Annotated in this window: 19 protein-coding genes and 1 pseudogene; 11 read left to right on the forward strand and 9 right to left on the reverse strand. The window is 55.4% G+C overall.

Going from position 1 to position 22263, the window contains the following annotated elements; genetic code table 11:
• Window positions 1-210 (forward strand): annotated as a pseudogene (locus tag MIB40_RS11795) (IS110 family transposase); the annotation flags it as partial.
• A 34-nt stretch (window positions 211-244) separates the two neighbouring features.
• Here the strand turns inward: MIB40_RS11795 and MIB40_RS11800 are convergent.
• Complete coding sequence (locus tag MIB40_RS11800; protein ID WP_249694369.1) at window positions 245-709, reverse strand: hypothetical protein; 465 nt, start codon at window positions 707-709, stop codon at window positions 245-247.
• Window positions 710-838: 129 nt separating this feature from the next.
• The gene (locus MIB40_RS11805) at window positions 839-1132 is read right to left on the reverse strand and encodes a hypothetical protein (protein ID WP_249694371.1); all 294 of its coding nucleotides are present in this window, start codon (window positions 1130-1132) and stop codon (window positions 839-841) included.
• Between the two features lie 984 nt (window positions 1133-2116).
• Between MIB40_RS11805 and nirB the strand changes: the two genes are divergently transcribed.
• The 5 genes from nirB (at window position 2117) to MIB40_RS11830 (ending at window position 9697) form a co-directional block, all read left to right on the forward strand.
• Window positions 2117-4663: a nitrite reductase large subunit NirB gene (gene nirB, locus MIB40_RS11810; RefSeq protein ID WP_249694380.1), complete on the forward strand. Its 2547-nt coding sequence runs from the start codon at window positions 2117-2119 to the stop codon at window positions 4661-4663.
• Window positions 4664-4700: 37 nt separating this feature from the next.
• Complete coding sequence (gene nirD, locus MIB40_RS11815; RefSeq protein WP_249694381.1) at window positions 4701-5024, forward strand: nitrite reductase small subunit NirD; 324 nt, start codon at window positions 4701-4703, stop codon at window positions 5022-5024.
• A 13-nt stretch (window positions 5025-5037) separates the two neighbouring features.
• The gene (locus tag MIB40_RS11820; RefSeq protein ID WP_249694383.1) at window positions 5038-6393 is read left to right on the forward strand and encodes an NAD(P)/FAD-dependent oxidoreductase; all 1356 of its coding nucleotides are present in this window, start codon (window positions 5038-5040) and stop codon (window positions 6391-6393) included.
• A complete protein-coding gene (locus MIB40_RS11825) occupies window positions 6390-9188 on the forward strand; it encodes a molybdopterin-dependent oxidoreductase (RefSeq protein WP_319941659.1) in 2799 nt (932 codons plus the stop codon). Before MIB40_RS11820 ends, MIB40_RS11825 begins: the two co-directional genes overlap by 4 nt.
• A gap of 179 nt (window positions 9189-9367) precedes the next feature.
• Window positions 9368-9697 (forward strand): hypothetical protein, encoded by a 330-nt coding sequence (locus MIB40_RS11830; RefSeq protein ID WP_249694385.1) that lies wholly within the window; start codon window positions 9368-9370, stop codon window positions 9695-9697.
• On the opposite strand, the gene MIB40_RS11835 is transcribed toward MIB40_RS11830, so the two are convergent.
• From MIB40_RS11835 to mobA, 5 genes are all read right to left on the reverse strand, one after another.
• On the reverse strand, window positions 9694-11112 hold the full coding sequence (locus tag MIB40_RS11835) for a DASS family sodium-coupled anion symporter (RefSeq protein WP_249694387.1): 1419 nt from the start codon (window positions 11110-11112) through the stop codon (window positions 9694-9696). The two genes, MIB40_RS11830 and MIB40_RS11835, sit on opposite strands and share 4 nt — an antisense overlap.
• Before the next feature lie 318 nt (window positions 11113-11430).
• Window positions 11431-11802, reverse strand: coding sequence for a hypothetical protein (locus tag MIB40_RS11840; protein ID WP_249694390.1), 372 nt, complete (start codon window positions 11800-11802; stop codon window positions 11431-11433).
• Window positions 11803-11987: 185 nt separating this feature from the next.
• On the reverse strand, window positions 11988-13238 hold the full coding sequence (gene moeA / locus MIB40_RS11845) for a molybdopterin molybdotransferase MoeA (protein WP_249694392.1): 1251 nt from the start codon (window positions 13236-13238) through the stop codon (window positions 11988-11990).
• Window positions 13239-13295: 57 nt separating this feature from the next.
• Entirely contained in the window at window positions 13296-13820 is a 525-nt protein-coding gene (mobB, locus tag MIB40_RS11850; RefSeq protein ID WP_249694394.1) for a molybdopterin-guanine dinucleotide biosynthesis protein B, read from the reverse strand.
• A gap of 3 nt (window positions 13821-13823) precedes the next feature.
• Window positions 13824-14426 (reverse strand): molybdenum cofactor guanylyltransferase MobA, encoded by a 603-nt coding sequence (mobA, locus tag MIB40_RS11855; protein WP_249694396.1) that lies wholly within the window; start codon window positions 14424-14426, stop codon window positions 13824-13826.
• A gap of 593 nt (window positions 14427-15019) precedes the next feature.
• Between mobA and MIB40_RS11860 the strand changes: the two genes are divergently transcribed.
• Window positions 15020-16438, forward strand: coding sequence for a sigma-54-dependent transcriptional regulator (locus tag MIB40_RS11860; protein WP_249694398.1), 1419 nt, complete (start codon window positions 15020-15022; stop codon window positions 16436-16438).
• 26 nt (window positions 16439-16464) lie between these two features.
• On the opposite strand, the gene MIB40_RS11865 is transcribed toward MIB40_RS11860, so the two are convergent.
• A complete protein-coding gene (locus tag MIB40_RS11865) occupies window positions 16465-17394 on the reverse strand; it encodes a helix-turn-helix transcriptional regulator (protein WP_249694399.1) in 930 nt (309 codons plus the stop codon).
• A 14-nt stretch (window positions 17395-17408) separates the two neighbouring features.
• The gene (gene fdhD / locus MIB40_RS11870) at window positions 17409-18266 is read right to left on the reverse strand and encodes a formate dehydrogenase accessory sulfurtransferase FdhD (protein WP_249694408.1); all 858 of its coding nucleotides are present in this window, start codon (window positions 18264-18266) and stop codon (window positions 17409-17411) included.
• A gap of 338 nt (window positions 18267-18604) precedes the next feature.
• Between fdhD and MIB40_RS11875 the strand changes: the two genes are divergently transcribed.
• The 4 genes from MIB40_RS11875 to MIB40_RS11890 all read left to right on the forward strand — a co-directional run bounded on the left by MIB40_RS11875 (window position 18605) and on the right by MIB40_RS11890 (window position 22224).
• Window positions 18605-19126, forward strand: a complete 522-nt coding sequence (locus MIB40_RS11875) for a DUF3305 domain-containing protein (protein WP_249694410.1) — start codon at window positions 18605-18607, stop codon at window positions 19124-19126.
• Window positions 19123-19854, forward strand: coding sequence for a DUF3306 domain-containing protein (locus tag MIB40_RS11880; protein WP_249694412.1), 732 nt, complete (start codon window positions 19123-19125; stop codon window positions 19852-19854). The genes MIB40_RS11875 and MIB40_RS11880 overlap by 4 nt, the downstream gene beginning before the upstream one ends.
• 145 nt (window positions 19855-19999) lie before the next feature.
• Complete coding sequence (locus MIB40_RS11885; RefSeq protein ID WP_249694414.1) at window positions 20000-21601, forward strand: 4Fe-4S dicluster domain-containing protein; 1602 nt, start codon at window positions 20000-20002, stop codon at window positions 21599-21601.
• Entirely contained in the window at window positions 21598-22224 is a 627-nt protein-coding gene (locus MIB40_RS11890; RefSeq protein WP_249694416.1) for a TorD/DmsD family molecular chaperone, read from the forward strand. Before MIB40_RS11885 ends, MIB40_RS11890 begins: the two co-directional genes overlap by 4 nt.
• Window positions 22225-22263: the final 39 nt, after the last annotated feature.

Below are 22263 nucleotides of genomic sequence, written 5' to 3' on the forward strand. Positions count from 1 at the left end.
CGGCGCATATTTGGTGGTCGAAAATCGGTTCGTACCACGATGTATATGGCGATGCTCAGTGCTATTCAATGCAATGCACCGCTTAAAGCCTTTTACCAATCGCTGGTCGCAAAAGGAAAGCATAAGAAAGTGGCGATTATTGCTTGTATGAGGAAATTAATAACGATGTTAAACGCTATGGTAAGGGACAATACTGCATGGGCTTATTAGAAATCTTTAGGTGAATTGACACCACAGTCGCTTGTTATGCATTAGTTTCATAGTACCCCAATAATTCATAAGCAGTTTTTTCTTCTTGAGTACCTTTGCCTTCAATTTGATCTAAACGATTACGTAAAAGATAGAACTCACTTTCTGTTTTGATTTTTCCGCGCTTTAAAATATGCTGGATTTTCGAATTCAATTTTTCGAAGTAATCTGGGCTTACTGAGTTTACAGATTCGTAGTAAGCCCTAAAAGCATTTGTGCGAAACTCAGGATCAATATCACTAATTAACGATGATAGATCGTTAATACCTTGCTCTAAACCTTTGGCTAGTTCAGATTTCGGAACGGGAAGCTCGTCATCAATCACCCAGCGACTAATTTGATCAATGGACTTCGAGAAACCTTCAAGAATTGGAGCCAACTCTTTGCTACCTACCTCAGAAAGAGCTGCAACTAACTTTTGACATATTTCATAATTAACATCGAATTTAGTTTTTCGCATACTCTCCGAAAATCCTTTTTTTATGCATAACGCCGCTATAAACAGCCGTAATGTAGGTGATTGTTTTGCGCTAGCGTAGCGGCCAGCGCGAAATCAAGCACCGGAATGGAGGTCTGCTTGATAGCTTGGTTATGTGTTTTGACTTTCATAACGCTCCCACTCTTGCTTGTACTCTAAACTTTCATCTTTGAGATTGGGATATTCACGCCAGTAACCTTCCCCTTTGATCTCAAGCATTGCCCAATGCCACGCATCATCATGAAATACGAGCCAACGGTACTCGTCACTTTCCGGTTTGTACGAAAACAACCTCTTAGAAGCTGATTCAATTTCATCTTGGGAGTACACACCAATATTCAATAAGCACCACTCAAACATATGACGCTGTTGTTTCAGTTGGCTTAAGTACTCTTCTTCTTTCATTCGTGTTTACACATAACAGCTAATTATAAGGAAGAACGTCCCCTTTTCTCTTGAGGGATCAATTCTTGTTAATTCGGTTCGAAATTTATTTATCTAGTAAAACACCAATAAAATCAACGTTTTAAAAGCCCGCAAGAAATTCACCTCACAGAAAACAAATCCTTCCCACACGCTCTGAGTGTTAAATCCTAATCTCCATATACTATCTAGCAGCCCTTAAAAATCAATTACTTAGCAGCCAGTTTCCAGTGTACAGGCGACGTTCTTCCACTGTACACGGAAAAAGCGAATTCACGAGATGAAAACGCCGTAGCCAAAATGAATAACCTGCGACCTCACACCTATCGTTCACAGTATCCGACTAGCACCACACCAATTCCCCTCTAAACCGACAAACTATCCATCCATGATTCAAAGATGTTTAGGACATACGAATGTCGCTTAGGCCATGGACGGCTGATAACGACCCAGGCTTACCGTGGGGCGAAGCCCATTGTCAGGCCCGAACCCTGGAGGGAAAGTTTGTGCAGCCGAAGGCCGGCTTTGTGAGGGGAGCGGTGACGAACAGGGATGTTCTAATGCAGCGAAGACCATGGACGGTCGAGAGCTGCCTTTGCTTCGTTTGTTTGTCACGCACAAAGAAATGAAGGCACCCGTCGGGGTGCCTCCCGACAACCCCCGTGTGTTAACAGGACGAACAAATCCCCCCGCACCCATATCGCGCATCCACTCCTAACCCACAAGCACCAGAGTGGCGCACCATTTGAATACGCCCTGCCCCCAACCCTGCACCAGCACAGAGCCTGATGCCCAAAGACTGGGCCCACAAAACGCGTAAAGAACCCAGAACGAATAGAATAAAACCATAAAAATCATATAGTTAAACCAAAAAAGCGAGATTGGTACGCTTTCTGCTTTAAGCCTGTCAAACCCGAATCTGCACGATGGGGCAGTATTCGAACCTGAAACCGGCAGGGGCACATTATGAGCAGCACATCAAAACAACGGATCATCGTGATTGGCAATGGCATGGTAGGACATCAATTTATTGAGTCCCTGCTGGCCAGCGAACAGGCGGATCAATTCAGCATCACCACGTTCAGCGAAGAACCACGTCCCGCTTACGATCGTGTCCACCTGAGTGAATACTTTGCCAACCGCAGCGCCGACCCGCTGGCCATGGCCACCGAGGCCCAGTACCTTGAGTCGGGCGTCGAGATTTTGCTTGGCGATAAAGTGGTCAGCATCGATCGCCAGCAGCGCCAGGTGAGCTCCGCCAACGGCAAAACCCTGAGCTACGACAAACTGGTTCTGGCCACGGGTTCCTACCCTTTTGTGCCGCCCATCGAAGGCAATGACCGCAAGGACTGTTTTGTCTATCGCACCATTGAGGATCTGGAAGCCATTACCGCCAGCGCCGAAGCCGGCGCCAAAGTCGGTACCGTTATCGGCGGCGGCCTGCTGGGACTGGAAGCGGCCAAGGCCCTGACCGACCTGGGGATGGAAGCCCATGTGGTGGAGTTTGCGCCCCGCCTGATGGCGGTGCAGCTGGACGATGGCGGCGGCGCCCTGCTGAAGCAAAAAATTGAAGACCTGGGCGTGGGTGTGCATCTGTCCAAAGCCACCAGCGCAATCGTCGACGGCGAACGCTGCCAGCATCGCATGAGCTTTGCCGATGGCGAATCGCTGGAAACCGATATGGTGGTGTTCTCCGCCGGTATTCGACCCCAGGACGAACTGGCCCGCAGCAGCGATCTGGAGATTGGCGAGCGCGGCGGTATTGTCATTAACAATCAGTGCCAGACCTCGGACCCGGATATCTACGCCATTGGTGAGTGCGCGCTGTGGAATCAGCGCATCTTTGGCCTGGTGGCACCCGGCTATCAGATGGCAAAGGTGGCGGTTTCTCACATTATTGGCGGCGATGCGACATTCACCGGCGCCGATATGAGCACCAAACTGAAGCTGATGGGGGTCGACGTGGCCAGCATTGGTGATGCTCAGGGCCTGACCCCGGGCGCGCGTATTTATAACTGGTTTGACGAACCGGATCAGGTGTACAAGAAGATTGTCGTCAGTGAAGACAAGCGTCACCTGTTGGGGGCGGTCCTGGTAGGCGATGCCGAAGAGTACGGCACCCTGTTGCAATACATGCTCAACGATATTGCCCTGCCCGAATACCCCGAATCCCTGATTCTGCCCAACCGGGGCGACGACGGCCAAACCGGACTGGGGGTGGGCGCTTTGCCGGAAACCGCGCAGATCTGTTCCTGCCACGATGTCTCCAAGGGAGATATTCGAGCCGCGATTGATGGCGGTTGCTGCTCGGTTGGCGACGTCAAGGGCGAGACCAAGGCGGGCACCGGCTGCGGAGGTTGTGCCCAGTTATTGACCTCGCTGGTCAATCACGAATTGGAAGAGCGCGGCGTTTCCGTCAACCGCGATCTGTGTGAACACTTCCCCTATACCCGCCAGGAGCTGTATCACCTGGTGCGGGTGGGCCGCATCGAAACCTTCGCTGAATTGATTGACCAGCATGGCCAGGGCCATGGCTGCGAGATCTGCAAGCCGGCCGTTGCCAATATTCTGGCCAGCTGCTGGAACGACTATGTGCTTAAGCGCGATCATATTGGCCTGCAGGATACCAACGATATCTACCTGGGTAATATGCAAAAAGATGGCACCTACTCCATTGTGCCACGCATTGCCGGGGGCGAGATCACGCCGGAAAAATTGATTGTGATTGGTGAAGTGGCCAAACAGTATGGTCTCTACACCAAAATTACCGGCGGCCAGCGCATCGACCTGTTTGGCGCCCAGCTGCACGAGTTACCCGACATCTGGCGCGTACTGGTCGATGCCGGATTTGAAACCGGGCACGCCTACGGCAAGTCGGTGCGTACCGTGAAATCCTGTGTCGGCAGCAGCTGGTGCCGCTTCGGCGTCGATGACAGTGTGGGCCTGGCGATCGAAATCGAGGATCGTTACAAAGGTTTGCGTGCGCCGCACAAACTCAAGTTTGCGGTGTCCGGTTGTACTCGCGAATGCGCCGAAGCCCAAAGCAAGGATATCGGCGTTATCGCTACGGAAAATGGCTGGAACCTTTACGTCTGCGGTAACGGTGGCATGAAACCCCGCCATGCCGATCTGTTCGCTACCGATCTGGATCACGACACCCTGATCAAAACCATCGACCGCATCCTGATGTTCTACATTCGCACTGCCGATCGCCTGCAGCGGACCTCGGTCTGGATGGAAAACCTGGAAGGGGGTCTCGACTATTTACGCGACGTCATTCTGGAAGACAGTCTGGGTCTGGCAGAAGACCTGGAAGCCGAGATGGCTTTGAACATCGAAAATTACCAGTGCGAATGGGCCACCACCCTGGACGATGAACAAAAGCTGAAGCGCTTCAGCCACTTTATCAATAACGACGAGACCGACAGCAACCTGGTCTTTGTCGAAGAGCGCCAGCAGCGACGCCCCGCCAGCGACGAAGAGCGCAGTCAGCTGATTGCCAAAGCAAGTTAATCTCACTTTTATCGGACATTAGTCGACAGGAAGCATTATGAACTGGAAAACGATCTGCGAACTCGAAGATATCGATCCCAACACCGGTGTCTGTGCGCTGGTTAACGGCCAACAGGTTGCCGTCTTTCGACTGGCGGAACAAGATCAACTGTTTGCGATTGGCAACTACGATCCTGCGGGTAAAGCCAATGTACTGTCGCGGGGTTTGATCGCACAGCTCAACGGTATTACCAGCGTGGCCTCGCCCCTGTACAAACACCATTTTTGCCTGAGCAGCGGTATTTGCCAGGAGGACACGAACCTCAAGGTCCCGACCTATGAGGTTCGCGTGCAAGGCTCCGCGGTAGAAGTCGCGGCTTGATGAGTGTTGCCTGATGAGCACTGACGCCGCCCCGCCCAACACCCCAAACCTTGCTGACGAGGACAAACCTCGACTGCTGATTATTGGCAACGGCATGGCGGCCACGCGCATGCTCGATGAATTACTGGCGCTGGCTCCCGATCGCTATCGCATTACCATTATTGGTCGTGAGCCCGGCCCCAGTTACAACCGCATCATGCTATCACCACTGCTCGCCGGCGAAACCACCTTCGACGACATCACCCTGCACGATCAGCAATGGTATCGCGAACAAGGCATTAGCCTGCTGACTGGCGCCGACTATAGCGTTACCCGGATTGATCGCACTCGCTGCACGGTGCACTGCCAGAACGGCGCCTGCCTGGCCTACGACCGACTGCTGATTGCTACCGGCTCGTTACCCAGCATTCCGCCCATCAAAGGGCTTGGGGCGCGAGAGAAAATGCCGCGCGGCGTGCTGGGCTTTCGCGACCTGAATGACGTTGATGCCATGCGCAAAACCGCCATGAAGGGTGGCGAAGCCGTGGTGATTGGCGGCGGTCTGTTAGGTTTGGAAGCGGCCCATGGGCTCAATCAATTGGGTATGCAGGTGACCGTTGTTCACCGCAGCGAGCACCTACTCAACCGCCAACTCGATTCGGAGGCCGCGGCACTGTTACGAGAAGAACTGGAATCCCGAGGCATTCGATTTGCCCTGGGGCGTACCAGCAAACGGGTGCATACCAACCAGACGTTCGAACGCCCATCGGTCAGCGAACTAGAGCTCGATAACGGACAGCGCTTGCCGGCCCAGCTGTTGATTCTGACCACGGGTATCACACCCAATATAGCGTTGGCACAGGCGGCCGGCCTGCAATGCAAGCGTGGCATATTGGTCAACGATTGCTTGCAAACCTTTGATCCAAAAATTTATGCCATTGGGGAATGTGTGGAGCACCGGGGAACCACTTTTGGTCTGGTAGAACCGCTCTACGAACAGGCACGCACTTGCGCCAACCACCTCGCGGCCTTTGGCACCAGTCAGTACCGTTTTCGAGCGCCGCCGACCCGCCTGAAAGTGTCCGGCGTACAGCTGTTTTCCATGGGAGATTTCTCCTCGACCGCCGCCGCAACAACCTCCTCTGCCAGGGAAGTTCTGGTCTATCGAGACCCCGCCGGGGCCGAATACCGCAAGCTGGTACTGGAAAACCATCGCCTTATTGGCGCCGTGCTGTACGGCGATGTCAGCGAAGGCCCCTGGTTTTTTGAACTGTTGAATTCAGGCACTGATCTTCGTTCCCTGCGCGATCATCTGATGTTCGGCAAGGCCTGTTGCGAGAACATCCTGAAAGTTTCGTCCGATTCCAGGTCGCAGGAGATTGCCGCTTGAATGATTTAACCCTGCCGCGGATGCATGACCGTCCTTCCGAAGCCTCGTCGGTGCATTGCGTAAAAACCACCTGCCCCTATTGCGGTACTGGCTGCGGCGTTAGCGCCGAGGTTCGTTCAACACCGGGGCAGGACAACATCATCGCTATTAGTGGCGATAACCAGCACCCCACCAATGCCGGCAAACTCTGTTCCAAAGGCAGCCACCTGGCCGAGACGCTGGAACCTTCAGCCCGCTTGCTGGCACCCGAGGTGGATGGACAGACAACCGACTGGAAGCAGGCGCTGGCCAGTGCCGCCGATCGTCTGCAAGCCATCATCGACCAGCACGGTCCCGACGCCGTGGCCTTTTACTGTTCCGGTCAGCTGTTAACCGAAGATTATTATGTGGCCAACAAGCTGATCAAAGGTTTTATCGGCACCGCCAATATCGATACAAACTCACGTTTGTGCATGTCGTCGGCGGTGGTGGGTCATAAGCGAGCCTTTGGCAGCGACAGCGTACCCGCCTGCTATGAAGATCTGGATCTGGCCGAGATGGTGGTGTTAACCGGCTCGAATGCCGCCTGGTGCCACCCTATTTTGTTCCAGCGTATTCGCGCGGCCAAAGCCGCTAATCCATCCCGTCGCCTGGTGGTGATTGATCCGCGTCGTACCGCCAGCTGCGATGAAGCCGACCTTCACCTGCCTTTAAAACCGGGGACCGATGCCATTTTATTCAACGGCTTACTGGTTTGGCTGGTCGCCCGGAACGCCCATCACGCCGATTATATCGCGCAGCACACCGATCAATTTGACGCGGCCATCGACGCCGCTCGCGCCAGTGCACCGACCATCGAGCATGTCGCCAACGCCTGTGAGCTGGCGCCCGATGCCGTCGAGCAGTTTTATCGCTGGTTCGCCGAGACCCCGAAAACCCTGACCTGTTTTAGCCAGGGCATCAATCAATCCAGCTCCGGCAGCGACAAGGTCAATGCCATTATTAACGTGCATCTGGCCACGGGTCGAATCGGCCTGCCCGGCGCCTCCCCTTTCTCCTTGACCGGGCAACCCAACGCCATGGGCGGACGAGAAGTGGGCGGCCTGGCCAATCAGCTGGCGGCTCATATGGATTTGCAAAACCCGGCACATCATCAACTGCTCAGCCGGTTCTGGGACAGCGATCGAGTCGCTGACAAGCCGGGACTGAAAGCGGTCGAGCTGTTTGACGCCGTGGCGCAGGGCCAGGTCAAAGCGGTCTGGATCATGGCCACGAATCCGGTCGACAGCTTGCCCGATGCCGACAGGGTCCGTTCGGCTCTGGAGCATTGCGAGCTGGTGATTGTGTCCGATTGCATGGCCGCAACCGATACCGCAGCCACGGCCAATATTCGTTTTCCTGCCGCGGCCTGGGGCGAACGCGATGGCACGGTGACCAATGCCGAACGCTGCATCAGCCGCCAACGCGCCCTGCAACCACTGAGCGGACAGGCGCGCCCGGACTGGTGGATCATTTGCCAGATGGCCCAACGGCTGGGCTTTGGTGAGGCTTTTGATTTCCAGCATCCGGCCCAGATTTTTCGCGAACACGCTCGCCTTAGCGGCTACCAGAACAGTCCGGATGCCCTGCCTCGGGGATTTAATATTTCTGCACTGGCTGAGATCGGCGATCTCGCCTACGAAAACCTCACGCCCACCCAATGGCCTGTTATCACGACAACAAAAACAGACCAGCCAGACACCGTGCCGTCACAAGCGGTTCAACAGGCCTGGTCCGGAACCGCACGACGCTTTGCTAACGGCAGCTTTGATACCTCCAGTGGCCGCGCCAACTTTGTTGCCATTAGCCCTCGGCCGCCCGCTTATCAAACCGATCAGCAATTCCCCCTGGTGCTCAACACGGGTCGTTTACGGGATCAGTGGCACACCATGACCCGCACCGGACTCAGCCCCAGCCTTAGCGGTCATCGCCCGGAACCCCAGGTGGAGATTCACCCTCGGGATGCCCAGCGTTTTGCCCTGAAACCAGACGGCATCGCCCGCCTGCGAACACGCTGGGGGACCATGCTGGCGCGTGTTGCTGTCAGTGAAGGCCAGCAACCGGGGCAGATTTTTGTGCCCATGCACTGGAGCGATCAGTTTGCCAATGAGGGGCGTGTTTGTGCCCTGGTCAACCCGGCCACCGACCCACTCTCGGGACAACCGGAAAGCAAACATACTCCGGTCAATATCGAACCCCTGGCCAGCCAATGGTATGGCGTGCTGATCCGTCGAGACGCCTTGGGTTCGACGCCGCTACCGGTCGATTATCGCGTGCGCATTCGAGAACATCATGGCCATCGCGAGTTGTTAGCCAGCACAACGGCCGTGCAAGACTGGCCAGCACAGGCGGCGGCCTGGTTAGCCGATGGCAATGAGCAGGATACGGATCAATGGCTCAGTTACGACGATCACGCGGCGGGCCTGTACCGCGCGGCCCGATTGCGTCGCGGAGAACTTCAGGCGGTGCTCTATATTTCTCCCGCCCCCATCACCTTTGATACCGCCTGGCTCAGCGCCTTACTCGAGCCTCAAGCCTTATCCCTCGAGAGCCGGCGCGCCTTGCTCAGTGGGCAGCCGCCCCAGGGGCAAACCAGTTGCGGTGCCACGGTGTGCGCCTGCTTCGGTGTTGGCCGCAATACCATTGTGGATGCGATTAACGAACACAGCCTCGATAGTGCACAGGCGGTCGGCGCCATGCTGAAGGCCGGCACCAACTGTGGTTCCTGTGTGCCGGATATTCGCGCCCTGATCGAAGAGGCCGCCCTGCCCGCGTAAAGCGATCATCGCTAGCCTGTGCCTGGTGATGTTCAGCCTGAACCGAGGAGTAGTCAGCCTTGAGCCGAATGATAGACAGCCCTGAGCCAAGTGATGGTGAGCGGCTTTGCAGAAGGCTACACTAAGAGATACCAGCCGCGCTTCTGTCGCGCGGCTCTATCGACATAGCCGCCAGCCCCATGACCACTCAACCTCCCTCAATCATCAGTTCGGATCAGCAAGCAGCAGCCTCTGCCGAGCCACGTCAAAAGCCGCGTTCCGATCTGGCCATGAGACAATTGATCGAGCAGGTGCGCCAGCAGGTTCCCTTTGGCCTCAGCGAGGCCGAGATCTGTTCGGGTGGTTGCCAGGGGTGCTCGAAAAAACTGCTCGATTATCTCGACCGGGAACTGGAAGACTGGTCTCTCAAACTGGACCAGGGTGAGATGCCCAACTTCGCCGACCTGAACTCACTGGCCTCGCGCAGCAAAAAAATCTATGCGGCACTGGCGCGTAGTCATCTTGTCTAAGTCACCAATAGAATCCAGGCGGTGCCGACCGTTAAAAAGATCAGGCTGTTGACCGCCGTCACTATGCCACCATATCGGTACACTTCGCTGGCTTCGATATAACCGCTGGCCAGATAGATAACATTGGCACTGGAGCCCTGGGGCGCGATCACCGACATAAAATTGGTCGCAAACAGCAGCATCAAGGCCATCAGCTCGCCGGGAACCCCGGCGTTAAGCCCGACGCCCAAAAAGACACTGAACAGCGCCAGCAGCTGCGCCGTTTGGCTGACAAAGAAATAGTGAATCACGACGTAGCTGACCACCAGCAGGGCAAAAACAAGGCCCCAGTCAAAGCCGCCGACCCAATCCGCCAGATAGCCTCCCAACCAGGCCATAAAACCAAAGGCGTTCAGGTTGGAACTCATGGCATACAAAATGGCGAACCAGACCAGGGTATCCAGTGCCCGCCCCTCTTCGTGCAGATCATCGATGGTAAAGACACCGCTGAGCATCAGAACCGCCAGCCCGGAGAAGGCAACGGCGGTGTTATTGATCCCCAGGCTTTTGGAGAACACCCACAACAGCACCATCACAATAAAGGTCGCCCCAACCACCCATTCCTGATAACTGACCGGGCCCATGGCGCGTAACGATTCCCGCGCGGCCGCCGGAGCTTCCGGTGTCTGTTGCAGGCCGGGTGGAAACACAACATAGAGCACTCGCGGCACCACCAGAAACGCTACCAGACAGGGCACCGAGGCGGCAAAGAACCAGCTGCCAAAGGTGATATTGATGCCCATATCCTGCGCCATGGCGACCCCGGCCGGGTTGGCGGCCATCGCCGTTAACCAGAGTGCGGAGGAGATGGACAAGCCGGCCATCGAGCAAAACATCAGATAGGCCCCGATACGACGACGGGTGCCATCATCCGGGTTGGAACCACTGTCGCTGGCCAGCGCGTTAACGATGGGAAACAGCACCCCGGAGCGTGCCGTATTGCTGGGAAAAGCCGGGGCGATCAGCATATCCGCCGCAACAATGGAGTACGATAACCCCAGACTGGAATAACCAAACCGACTGATAATCAGGTAGGCAATACGTTTACCCAAGCCGCTATTGACCACGCCGCGGGCAATCAAAAAAGCCACGATGATCAGCAGAATAAAATCCTGACTAAACCCGAGAAAGGCTTGTTCGGCAGTCAGGGTGCCGGTCAGCATGGCGGCCGAGACGCCAATGATCGCCGCCGTAAAAATGGCCATGGTGCCGGAGATCACCAGGGCAATGGTGGTAATAAACACCACAAACAATTTCCAGGCAGGTTCCGTCAGCCCCTCCGGAACCGCAGACCACCACAGCAACAGAGATCCGATCATTATCAGTAGTTGAAGGCCTTGCGCCCTGCCGATACCGATGGCCTGAAATAATGGCATTACCACTCTCCTTTGCCAGCAAAGAATAAGTATAGACGCCCACTAATAGTGTCTGGTCGAAGCATGAACGCCCCTGACCGGTTTGCTATTAGCAGATCCGTCGATGGTTACTCGTAGATTCTGATTCAGGCGATTCGCGCCTGCAGGAACTATTCGAAAAAAACAGACATTGTTATGACTCGCATAACAATGTCTGTACTAGTTGAAGAACAACGAGGTGTACAAAAAATGGATAAAAAGATCAGCCCTGTTTTACCGCTTCTGGGCCGCTTTGCCATTGACCCTTATCAAAGGTTGTAGAAAGTCTGTTAAGGCGAATTAATCGATCACTTCAATCACCAGGCGCTCATTATCGGAGACTCGAATTTGTTGGCCGTGGATGGTTTCAAAACTGCGATTATCGAGCTTTCCTTTCAACGCCTTGTACTCCACCTCTTCACCGCTGGCGGGGTTAACCACACGAATGGACAACAGCCGATGGCTGTCATGGTAGTCGTAGAGCATATAGCCGGTGGCAGCCAGGCAGATAAGTCCGGCCAAAGCATAGGAGATCACCTTGAAAGGCACCGGAAACGGTGGCGGTGCGCTGTTGGCCAGAGATTGTTGTGCCATCACCGTACGATTTCTATAGCGAAGATAAAGAATCGCGCCAATGATAATCGCGGCGGTAACCAGAAATTTGGTAATCATGCAGGGTCTCTAGCAAGTGGTGAATGTTCTATCTGCGTTGCCACTAAGGGGTTATAAACCGGCTTCAATCGATGATTGATCACAGGGTGGTATGGCATGGTTATTTACAGCCTTGTCGATCATATCGAGTTACGGCAAAGCTGACAAAGTCTGGCGAGCCTTCATTTGCTAACGGCGCCACCCGGCTAAAACAACAGGGGCTGAATGTCGACGACATCACCCTGGTCGACATCTTCCTGATCCGACGGCAGTATGATCAGGCAATTGGCCCGACTCATCGAACTCAACACGCCTGAGCCCTGGGTGCCGCTACTGGCCACCAGCAATTGTCCGGCGTCATCCCGATTGAAGATGCCACGCTGAAATTCGGTGCGCCCGGCACGTTTTCTCAAGCGTTCCGCTGCCCGCGCAGGCAGTGTCAGGGGTTGCCAATTGTCCAGCCCCTGCATTTTACGAATGGCCGGCAAAGCGAATTGCAAAAACGTCACCATGACCGCGACGGGGTTGCCCGGCAATCCGAAAAACACCGCATTTTCAATGCGTCCAAAGGCCAGGGGGCGTCCCGGTTTCATCGCCATTTTCCAAAAGTGGATCTGCCCGATGCGCTCCAGCGTCTGCTTGACGTAATCGGCTTCCCCGACCGACACCCCACCGGAGGTGATGATCATATCCGCCGACCGGGCGGCGCTGGCAAAGGCTTCTGCCAGTAGAGCCGGATCATCGGCAATAATACCCAGATCGATCACCTCGACACCCAGAGGCGCCAGCAAACCCTGTAAGCTAAAACGATTGCTGTCGTATATTTGCCCGGTGTCGACGGCGCTTCCCGGCGCGCAGACCTCATCCCCGGTGGAGAGCACGGCAACCTTCAACCGGCGTTTGACCTGAACCTGACCTACACCGAGGGACGCCAGCAAACCCATTTCGGCCGCCTGCACCAGGGTATTCCGTGTCAGGGCGATGGAGTCCCGTGCGATATCTTCACCCGCCCTACGCCGGTTTTGCCCGGCTTTAATGCCCGCAGGAATCTGCACCTGTTGCTCATCGCAGGTGACGATCTCTTGCATTACAACCGTATCGGCGCCATCCGGCATCATCGCCCCGGTCATAATGCGAATCGCGGAGCCGCCTGGCAAAGTCCCCGCATAGGGGTGTCCCGCCAGCGCCTCTCCTGCTAACGCCAAGGAACTGGATGCGTTCTCGCTGAGGTCGGAAAAACGGATCGCGAAACCGTCCATGGCGGAATTATCGTGACCCGGGACATTGATCGGCGACCTGATATCCTCGGCCAGCACACGACCCAGGGCATCGGCCAATGGCACCGTCTCTACCGCCGACAATGCTTCCACCTGGTCGAGAATGCTCTGGCGCCCAAGGTCAACGGGCAACTCGCCTCTGGCGTTGCAGCAACTGTTAAGAGAAAGTGCATCACTCATAATTGAGTTCCTTGTCCATCAGGCTCGGCTTATCTGAATCGGCAACACCGATATGCCTCATTGATTATCGAGAAAGTTATGGCAAATATAGTCGGCAATCTGCTCGACATTGTTGAGATCCAGTTGCTGAAGATCACCAATGCCTTCGTCGGGCAATGTGTCGCAGGCCACCGCGATCACATTGGGATGCTTCGGATACAACAATGATTTACCCATTGAGGGTCGAAAGACTTCGATCTTGGGGTAGGGTTCCGGCTTAAACCCTTCCACCAGAATGAGGTCGAGTCGGTCCTGGTCGAACTTGGCCAGCAGATCGTTCAGGCGCGGTTCTTCATCCAGATTTTCGCTCATCAACGCCCAGCGCTGACGCGAGGAGATCAGCATCTGTTCGGCCCCGGCCTTGCGCAGCTCGTAACTGTCTTTGCCGGGAGTATCGACTTCAAATTGATGATGAGCATGTTTCACCATACCAACACGCAAACCTTTCAGCCTCAACAGGGGCAACAGTTTGCACAACAGGGTGGTCTTGCCGGTGCCACTGTGAGCGATAAATCCAATCAGTGGTATCTTGCACTCAATCACAACTCAGCTCTCCATCATCTGCTGTTCGATACGCTGGCAATGCTCCGGCGTATTAATGTTTTCAAAGGCATTCAGCTGATCATCGAACAGCACCTTGGCCATTTTCTGCTGCTGAAACCAATGCATGATTTTGCGCCCTTCCCCGGACAAAAAAGCATCGAGGCTTGGCAGCAGGGTTCGTTTCATTAATACGAACACCGGCTGCCAATAGTCACCATCGTGGGCAACCGCTATATCTGTCTGTTGCTGCTGGAGCGCTTGCGACAATCGGAGTACCAGATCCCGAGGCAACAGGGGCGCATCACAGGGAACAAAGGCCACCAGCTCTGCCTCGCTCGCGGCCAAGCCGGCGGCCATACCCGCCAGAGGGCCGGGATACTCACCGATGTCCCGGTCGCTGACAATGCCAAACCCGGTCCGGGCATAGCGATCATGGTTGCGGTTGGCATTGATGATCAGGGCATTGACCTGGGGTTCGAAACGAGCAATCACGTGCTCGATCATTGGGCGGCCGGCAAGCGTCACCAGCCCCTTGTCTTCTCCTCCCATGCGCCGGGCTTCACCGCCGGCCAAAATCACACCATCTACGGCTATGGGCTTATTCAACGAACTCTCCTGCTACCCTGCATATGGAATCGGTTTCCTTAAGGCTGTCACTAATCTCGTTGGCTCATCAACGCTTGAATCGCCACGTCAGGTTGGCCTCAACCTGCATTGCTCAACCGTCGAGGTGGCGGTGCAAGTATGCCATTGTGCCCCGGTTGCAAAATAGCAACCCAGATCATGAGTTTGGCCATCACTGGCTAACAACCGCTCTCGGTTACCTCGCTAACATACCAGCAATAAACAGGCCGCCTCCACTCCTCCAGCCAGGCTTCACCAGGGCTTTCGACCAAAGTCCCATGCTATCCAAACACGCACCTCGGTATAAATAGGAGCCAGGAACCAGATTCTCCAGAGCCTGGGGTTAAGGGCCAGTAAGCAGAAAAGCATCTCTTATATAGCCACTATGCTCCCAAAGGCCACGGAAATATAGCGTCATATTGTCCCAGCTCGGTAGACGATCGCGACAACCTGACCTAATGTTAACTGATGCAAAGTACCAATTATTTTGATCACAGGATGACTTATGATTCCGCTATGGTTTCGGTCACCCTCTTCATCCACTGATTGCGGTTCAACCGCCAAGGCTTGAGTTGATGGCTCAATTGCTGCCATTTTCATCTGTTGATATTGCTAGCGATAGCCTGCACCGGATTCCTGTGTGCAACACTCGCATATCTTCGATCCTGCTGCTGGACGAAGGCGATGAGCAGCAAGCGATCGTTCAATCCCTGAAGTTCAGCAGCGGCCTGTTTGAGCAAACCACCCATCTGGAAACCGCTCGCGCCCTGTTGAAGCGCTGTCATTTCGACCTTATCGTAGTCAATCTCGACCTTTTTATTGATTCCAATGAAGAGTGGGAACGAATTCTCCGCCACTACAGTGGCCACACGGACATTATCTGCCTGAGCGAACAGCGGGATTCCGAGCTGGCGATTCGCGTGCTGCGATCCGGTGGTGCCGATCTGTTGCACAAACCCTGCACCGTCAACGATGTGATGAGCTCGGTGCAATACTGCCTGGAACGTCGTAGCAAGGAACGCCAGAGTTACCTGCGCTCCCCCTGGCAGCAGGAAAAGCTCAGTCAGTCGGAATTGATTGGTGAAAGCACGGCCATTGTTGAAGTCACCGACATCATCAGCCGGGTAGCCCCCACCCCCTCTACCATTCTGATTCAAGGGGAATCGGGCACGGGCAAGGAGCTGGCCGCACGGGCGGTGCATCTGCAAAGCGGTCGCAAGGGACCCTTTGTTGCCATCAATTGCAGCGCCATTGCTGCGGACTTGATGGAAAGCGAACTCTTTGGCCACCATCGCGGCGCCTTCACCGGCGCCCAGCAAGCACGGGACGGACTCTTTGTGCACGCCAATGGCGGTACGCTGTTCCTTGACGAGATCGGCGAGATGCCTCTGGCCATGCAAGCCAAGCTGTTGCGGGCGTTAGAGGAGCGATGCGTGCGCCCGGTGGGCGGAGAAAAACAGGTGCCGGTGGATGTTCGCATTGTCGCCGCCACCAACCGCAATCTGGAACAGGAATCCCGTAGCGGCAATTTCCGCGAAGACCTGTATTACCGCATCAATATCCTGACCCTGACCATGCCGCCTTTACGGGACCGTCCTGAGGACATCCCTCCTCTGGTGCATCATTTTGTCAGTAAACTCTCCGCCGAACTCAGCGTACCGGAAATACCGCTGTCCCACGCCGATCTCAGCCAGCTGCAACAACACGATTGGCCGGGCAATATCCGGGAACTAAGCAACTTTATAGAACGCTGCCTGCTACTGGGCAAATTGCCCCTCGACTACCTGCGCCAGACCCATTTGACGCCTGCCAACGCGCCCGGAAAAGGCTATCCGAGTGAATGGGATCTGGAGAAAGTGATTAAACATCACAGTTTACAAGTGCTGGAGCAAGCCGGAGGCAATAAGTCGGAAGCGGCCCGGCAGCTGGGGGTTTCCCGTAAAACCCTGGAGCGCAAACTGCAAGCCTGGGCCAAACTGTCAGCGGAAAACTGAGTCTCTTTCAGTTATCAATCAAGCTGCTAAGGTGTCCACAAAATTTCGCCGCATTGCGAGAGATCGTAACCGCCGTAATTGCCCGCCTGCTGTTGCAAGGCCTGAGAGCGAAACTGCCCCACCAGCTGCTGTACCAAGACGCGGAAATAGATCGCCTGGGGCATTACCATATCCAGCGCCTCGCTGCCCAGTGAGAAAAACGGTAAATCAAACTGGCTGGCAATGGCCCGAGACACAATGCCGTAATCGGCTCTTCGCTCGTTCAACTGCACCGCCACCTCAAATTCGCTAAGGGCGCCATCCCCCAACACCAGCTCATCGATCGAACGATGATGTAACGCCAGCTGTTCATCAAACAACCGTCTGGCGCCGGAACCGGACTGACGCAACACCCAGCGACTGCCTTCAACAAAACAGCCTTGAGCATTCTCAGGCGGCACTCCCGGGCGCGTCGCAATTCCCACTTCACGCTCGAACAAACGCACCATGGTCCACTGCCGATGATTCTGGTAACGCTGCAACAACGCCGGATGACGCACTCGACTTTCGGCTGCTGGGCCCCAGTGCATGACACAGAGATCAGCACGTCCTCGATCGAGCATGGACAACCCCAAACGAGTACCGGTAACTGACAAGGAGACCAGGCCAGCATCCTGCATATCCCGCTGCTGACGGGATAAGGCCTGCTGCATCAACAGATCACCACTGCCCACCACCAGCAGGCGGTCCGTCAGTACCCCGCCATGGCAGGATTCAAGCAACCAACTTTCGACCAGACGCTTGGGGAATAACCACTTACCGGTAATTTTGGTCGCGGGTATGACGCCCTCGCTGACCATCGAATAGACTTTTTTCTCATTCAACTGGAGAAAATCGGCCACCTGTTTGATATTGAGGAATTCGGCGCCTCCCTGCTCATTTTTTGCCTTGCCGGCTACAACCTGTGCCTGCTGCATCTCCCTGTCCCTCGTTACGGAGTTGCCGACCGCACCGGACGTGGTGCCGGCGGTTGGTCAAACTCGATATTTTCCTGACCATTGAAGACCAGGAAGTGCTTGCCCTTGGCGCGGCCGATCATGGTCAAACCGACTCGCTGGGCCATCTCCAGGCCCATCTGAGTTAAACCGGACCGCGACAACAACAGTGGGATACCCATCTGGGCGACCTTGATCACCATCTCGGAGGTTAGCCGGCCGGTGGTGTAAAAGATCAGCTCTTGCCCCTGCAGGTCGTCCAACAGCATGCGCCCTGCCAGCGTATCCACCGCATTGTGGCGCCCCACATCCTCGACAAAATCGACCACTTCACTGCCCCGGCAGAGGGCACAACCATGCACCGCCCCCGCCTGACGATAGATTTCGTTATGACGTGACAGGGAATCGAGCAATTCGTAGATCCCCGACTGGGTGTAGCGCAACCGGGCCAGCTCGATGTCGTCAAACCGGTTCATCATGCTGGCGAACACCGTGCCCTGGCCACAGCCCGTCGTCACCGTTTTGCGCCCCAGGCGTTCCTGCCAACCCTCAATACTGCCATCGGTAACAACCGCCGCGGCTTCGACATCCCACGCCACCTGAATGGCACGTACCTGCTCGAGTCGATCGATGATGCCCTGGTTCAACAGATAGCCCAGAACCAACTCTTCCGGGCGACGCCCCATAGTCATCAGGGTGAGCAACTCAACCTTGTCGATATAGATCGTTAGCGCTCGCTCACCCGCGATATCAATGGCCCGGGGAGTACCCTGCTCATCCAGCGCCTCGATGCGATGGGTTGCCTCAAGCCCGGACTGGCTCATCAAGGGGCGATAGGGCGAAATCCCATTCATGGTTCTCGTTCTCCAGATCAACGATTAATAAAGCAGGCGCAACAAAAGTCCATGCTCGCCAGCGCTGCGCCATCTCTTTTGCAAGGATGAAAAGCAAAAAGCGTACCCTGGCAAACGGGCCAATACACCTACATAAAGTGGGTCATTATGACCCAGCCACCCGATGAATCCTAAGCAACTGCCCCAAATCGTCCCAGTGCAACCGACCAATACCAGACTTTTTTCAGGAACAGCCTTTGCATCAACACCCGCATTAAAGACAGCAGTAAACACAACAGCAACCACAGCAAGAACCAACCCGATCGACCTAATCTTGCCAAATCACCAGGAGCTCTCTCTTGCCAGCGCAAATCAGCAACCCGGACGATAGTTACACCATCAAGGTGGCGATGGTAAGAACCCAGGCCAGGGTCGGCCAGTGGCTGACGGATAACTGGGAGTGCCTGCTATTACCCGCCGAAGCATCCGATCCGGATCAGGCCACCACCTGCGCCACACTCCAACTGTTATTGCATCGGGATGAGCGAACTGCGTATCGAATGAACCTGAGTTCGCGAGAGCCCAAGCTGTTTATTGTCTGCGATCTCGATGATGAACAAGAGGATGAACTGATGCACCCCTTGCGCATCAGCGCCAGCCAGGACCTGGCCGCCGCCTATATGGACGGAGGCGAAGAGGATGTCTTCTCCGCCCCGATGCCTGCCGCCGTCCAATGCTGGATCGAGGCATTTATGAGCCGTCACGGAGAAGACACCAGCGACACCGGCAAACGACGCCGTCGGGGCAAAGGCGAAAAGCACAAAGGGGCAAAAGACGCTCAACCAGAGACCACCCCTCACTCCCAGGAAAACTTGTCATGACGGCAGATGACAATGACGGCAATAACGAAGGCTTTGCTAGCCGCTGGAGTCGATTAAAACGCCAGTCGGAAGCACCCACTTCGCCCGAACCCTCAATAGCGGATCAGGCATCCCTGACACAGACCAGCAACAAAAGCCTGGAACAATCGCAGGCAGCCACGCAAGATCACGACTCTGACGAGGCACCGAAAACCGACGCCGATATGCCCGAACTGGGCAGCCTTGGCAACGATGACAGCTACGCCGACTTCCTGTCAGAAGGGGTCAGCGACGAATTGCGCGCCAAGGCCCTGAAGCAACTGTTCCATCTTTCCCACTTCAACATCACCGACAAGCTGGACGACTACGACGAGGATTTTTCAGTTTTCGAGCCCCTCGGCGACACCGTCAGCGAACACCTGAAACGCTGGATCGACCGAGATCCGAGCAATACCCATCCGAAGCCAGCCACCGACCAGGACAGCACAATCGCGTCCGATCAAGCCGACAGTGGCAAGTCAACCTCATCGACCGATGACCCAGAAACCGAAGCGCAATCCTCTGCGCAAGCACAGCAGACACCCGCCGAGACATCCGAGACCAGCCAGGCCCGGAATGACCCGACGGAATCACAGCAAGCAAAACCACCCAACGACACCCCAGCACAGGGTAACGCGGCAGAACGTTCTCCCCGCACCCATTCGGACATTAGCGACCCTGAGGGACAAAACAACCCAGGGCAGACCTAAAACCATACAAAAAATAAGACAAATTCGGACTTTAAAAGACTTTACACCCGAAAGAGCCGGTTCCGGTTTTGCTATAGATAAAGCGGGCTGGAAAACCATAAGAAATAAAAAGGCTTGAGCCTTACAACCAGCCTGATGAGGATCTATGACTGTTGTAACCATGGAACGACCGGGGTTAGCTGTTAACCAGTATGAACCCCAAACCAGCACCATTACCTATCGGAGCTCCGGCGAGCTACTGATAACCGGGCCTGAGCACCGTGCACGGCTGGCGGCTGCCGAACTGGCAGGCGCACTCAAATGCACGGTGCTAATCACCGAAGCGATGCCCGCTACCGTCAATGTCGATATGGAACGGGCGGCCGGACTGGAGATTAACGCCCCGATACACCACCACAGCTTGCAGTCCCTCGGCGGCTATATGGGTCATTTTGACGCAATGGTCTCATTGCCTGGCGGCCTGATTGATAATTCGCTGGCCAAGCTCAGTCAGCTCAAAGCCTTCGACCTTGTGCTCGACCTGGGCAGCAGTGCGTTGATCGGTAACCAACGTTCACCCGCAGGCTATTTCCATTGCCCGGATCAAAACAGCCTGGCGACCGCCCTGGAAGAGTTGCCAGATCTGGTTGGCGAGTTCAGCAAACCGGTTTACCTGCGCCTTAATAACGACATCTGCGCCCACAGCAACAGCACCTTAATTGGCTGCACCCGTTGCCTTGAGGTCTGCCCGGCCGATGCCATTAGTTCGGTCAGCGGGCGCATCGAAGTCGATCACCACCTGTGCCATGGCGTCGGCGGCTGTGCCAGTGCTTGCCCGACCGGGGCCATCGAGCACCTCGAAACACCGCCTCATCAATTGCTACAACGCCTGCGCGAGCCTTTGCAACAGCAATCGGCGGCAGTCATTATTCGCACCGACGACAATACGGATATCGCAGCAAATATTGCTGAACCAGTGATTCAGCTCGTGCTGGAAGAGATCAACTGCGCCGGTCTGGAAACCTGGTTCAGCGCGCTGGCCTGGGGAGCGCCCCGGGTTGTTATTTTTGCCCCGGACGACCTTGACGAAACTGCGCGCAGCGCTCTACAGACCCAGTTGGGTTTCGCTCATGCGATTCTGCACGGTCTTGGCCTCGAAACGACTCGCATAAGCCTGCTTGAGTCCACCAATGCCGACACTCTGTCACAGTGGCTGACCAGCGACCTGACACCGGTTTCCAATGCCAGTTATCTGCCCGACCACAAACGCCGGGAAGCCCTGTTCCAGGCCATCGACCAACTGTTTACCGCTGGCGAACAACAAGCCCAGGCCTTTGGCCTGCCAGCAGGAATGCCCATGGGCGGTCTAGATATCAACCAGGAGCAGTGCACTCTATGTATGTCCTGCGCCGGTGTCTGCCCCACCCAGGCCCTGCAATCGGGGGGCGATTCACCCAAGCTGCTCTTTACCCAACACAATTGCGTGCAATGCGGGCTCTGTGTCAGCGCCTGCCCGGAAAAGGTGCTGGATCTGCGCAGCGAGTACCAGCTGGATCCCTCGGTGCGCAAATCCCAGCAAACCCTCAATGAGGATGCGCCACTGTGCTGTGGCGATTGCGGCAAGCCCTTTGCGACCCAAAGCCTGCTTCGCAAGATGCAGGAGAAACTGTCTGGCCACAGCATGTTCCAGAACAGCAATCTGCTCGAACTCTGTGGTGACTGCCGCGTGAAAGCCTTAATGAAACAGGATTCGGAGTTACTGCAATGAGCGCCGACCTGATCACAACCGACAACGCTGTAACCGCCACCAACGCACTGCCAGTGTTGAGCGATGAAGATCATCTTCGCGCCGAAGGCTATGCCCTTCTGGGTACGTTGTTACGCGGCGCACTCTCCGACGAACTGATGCAGCTGCTGGCGGGCATCGAGATTGAGTCGGCCCATAGCCCCATCGAGCACGCCTACAGCACCTTGCAACAAAGCGCCGTGCATACTCGGGTAGAAGCCGCACGACAGGAATACCAAAGCCTCTTTATTGGTATCGGCCGGGGCGAACTGTTGCCCTTCGGGTCCTGGTACCAGACCGGATTTATGATGGAAAAGCCCCTGGTCAAACTGCGTCAGGATCTGCAGGAACTGGGCTTTGAGCGTCAACAGGATACCCACGAACCCGAAGATCACGTAGCCGCACTCTGTGAAGTGATGACCTACCTGATCGAAGCCGGTTCAACCGAGCAACAACAGCGTTTCTTCCGCACCCATATGCAGGGCTGGATACAACGCTTTTTCGATGATCTGCAAAACGCCAACAATGCCAACTTCTATATTGCGGTTGGCCAACTGGGTGAAGCGTTGCTGCAAGCAGAGATCGATCGTTTTGATCAACCATAGATTTGATTAGCCACCATTCAAAAACCCGCAGGGGAGAGA

The organism is Aestuariirhabdus haliotis (assembly GCF_023509475.1).
Classification (GTDB): Bacteria; Pseudomonadota; Gammaproteobacteria; order Pseudomonadales; family Aestuariirhabdaceae; genus Aestuariirhabdus; species Aestuariirhabdus haliotis.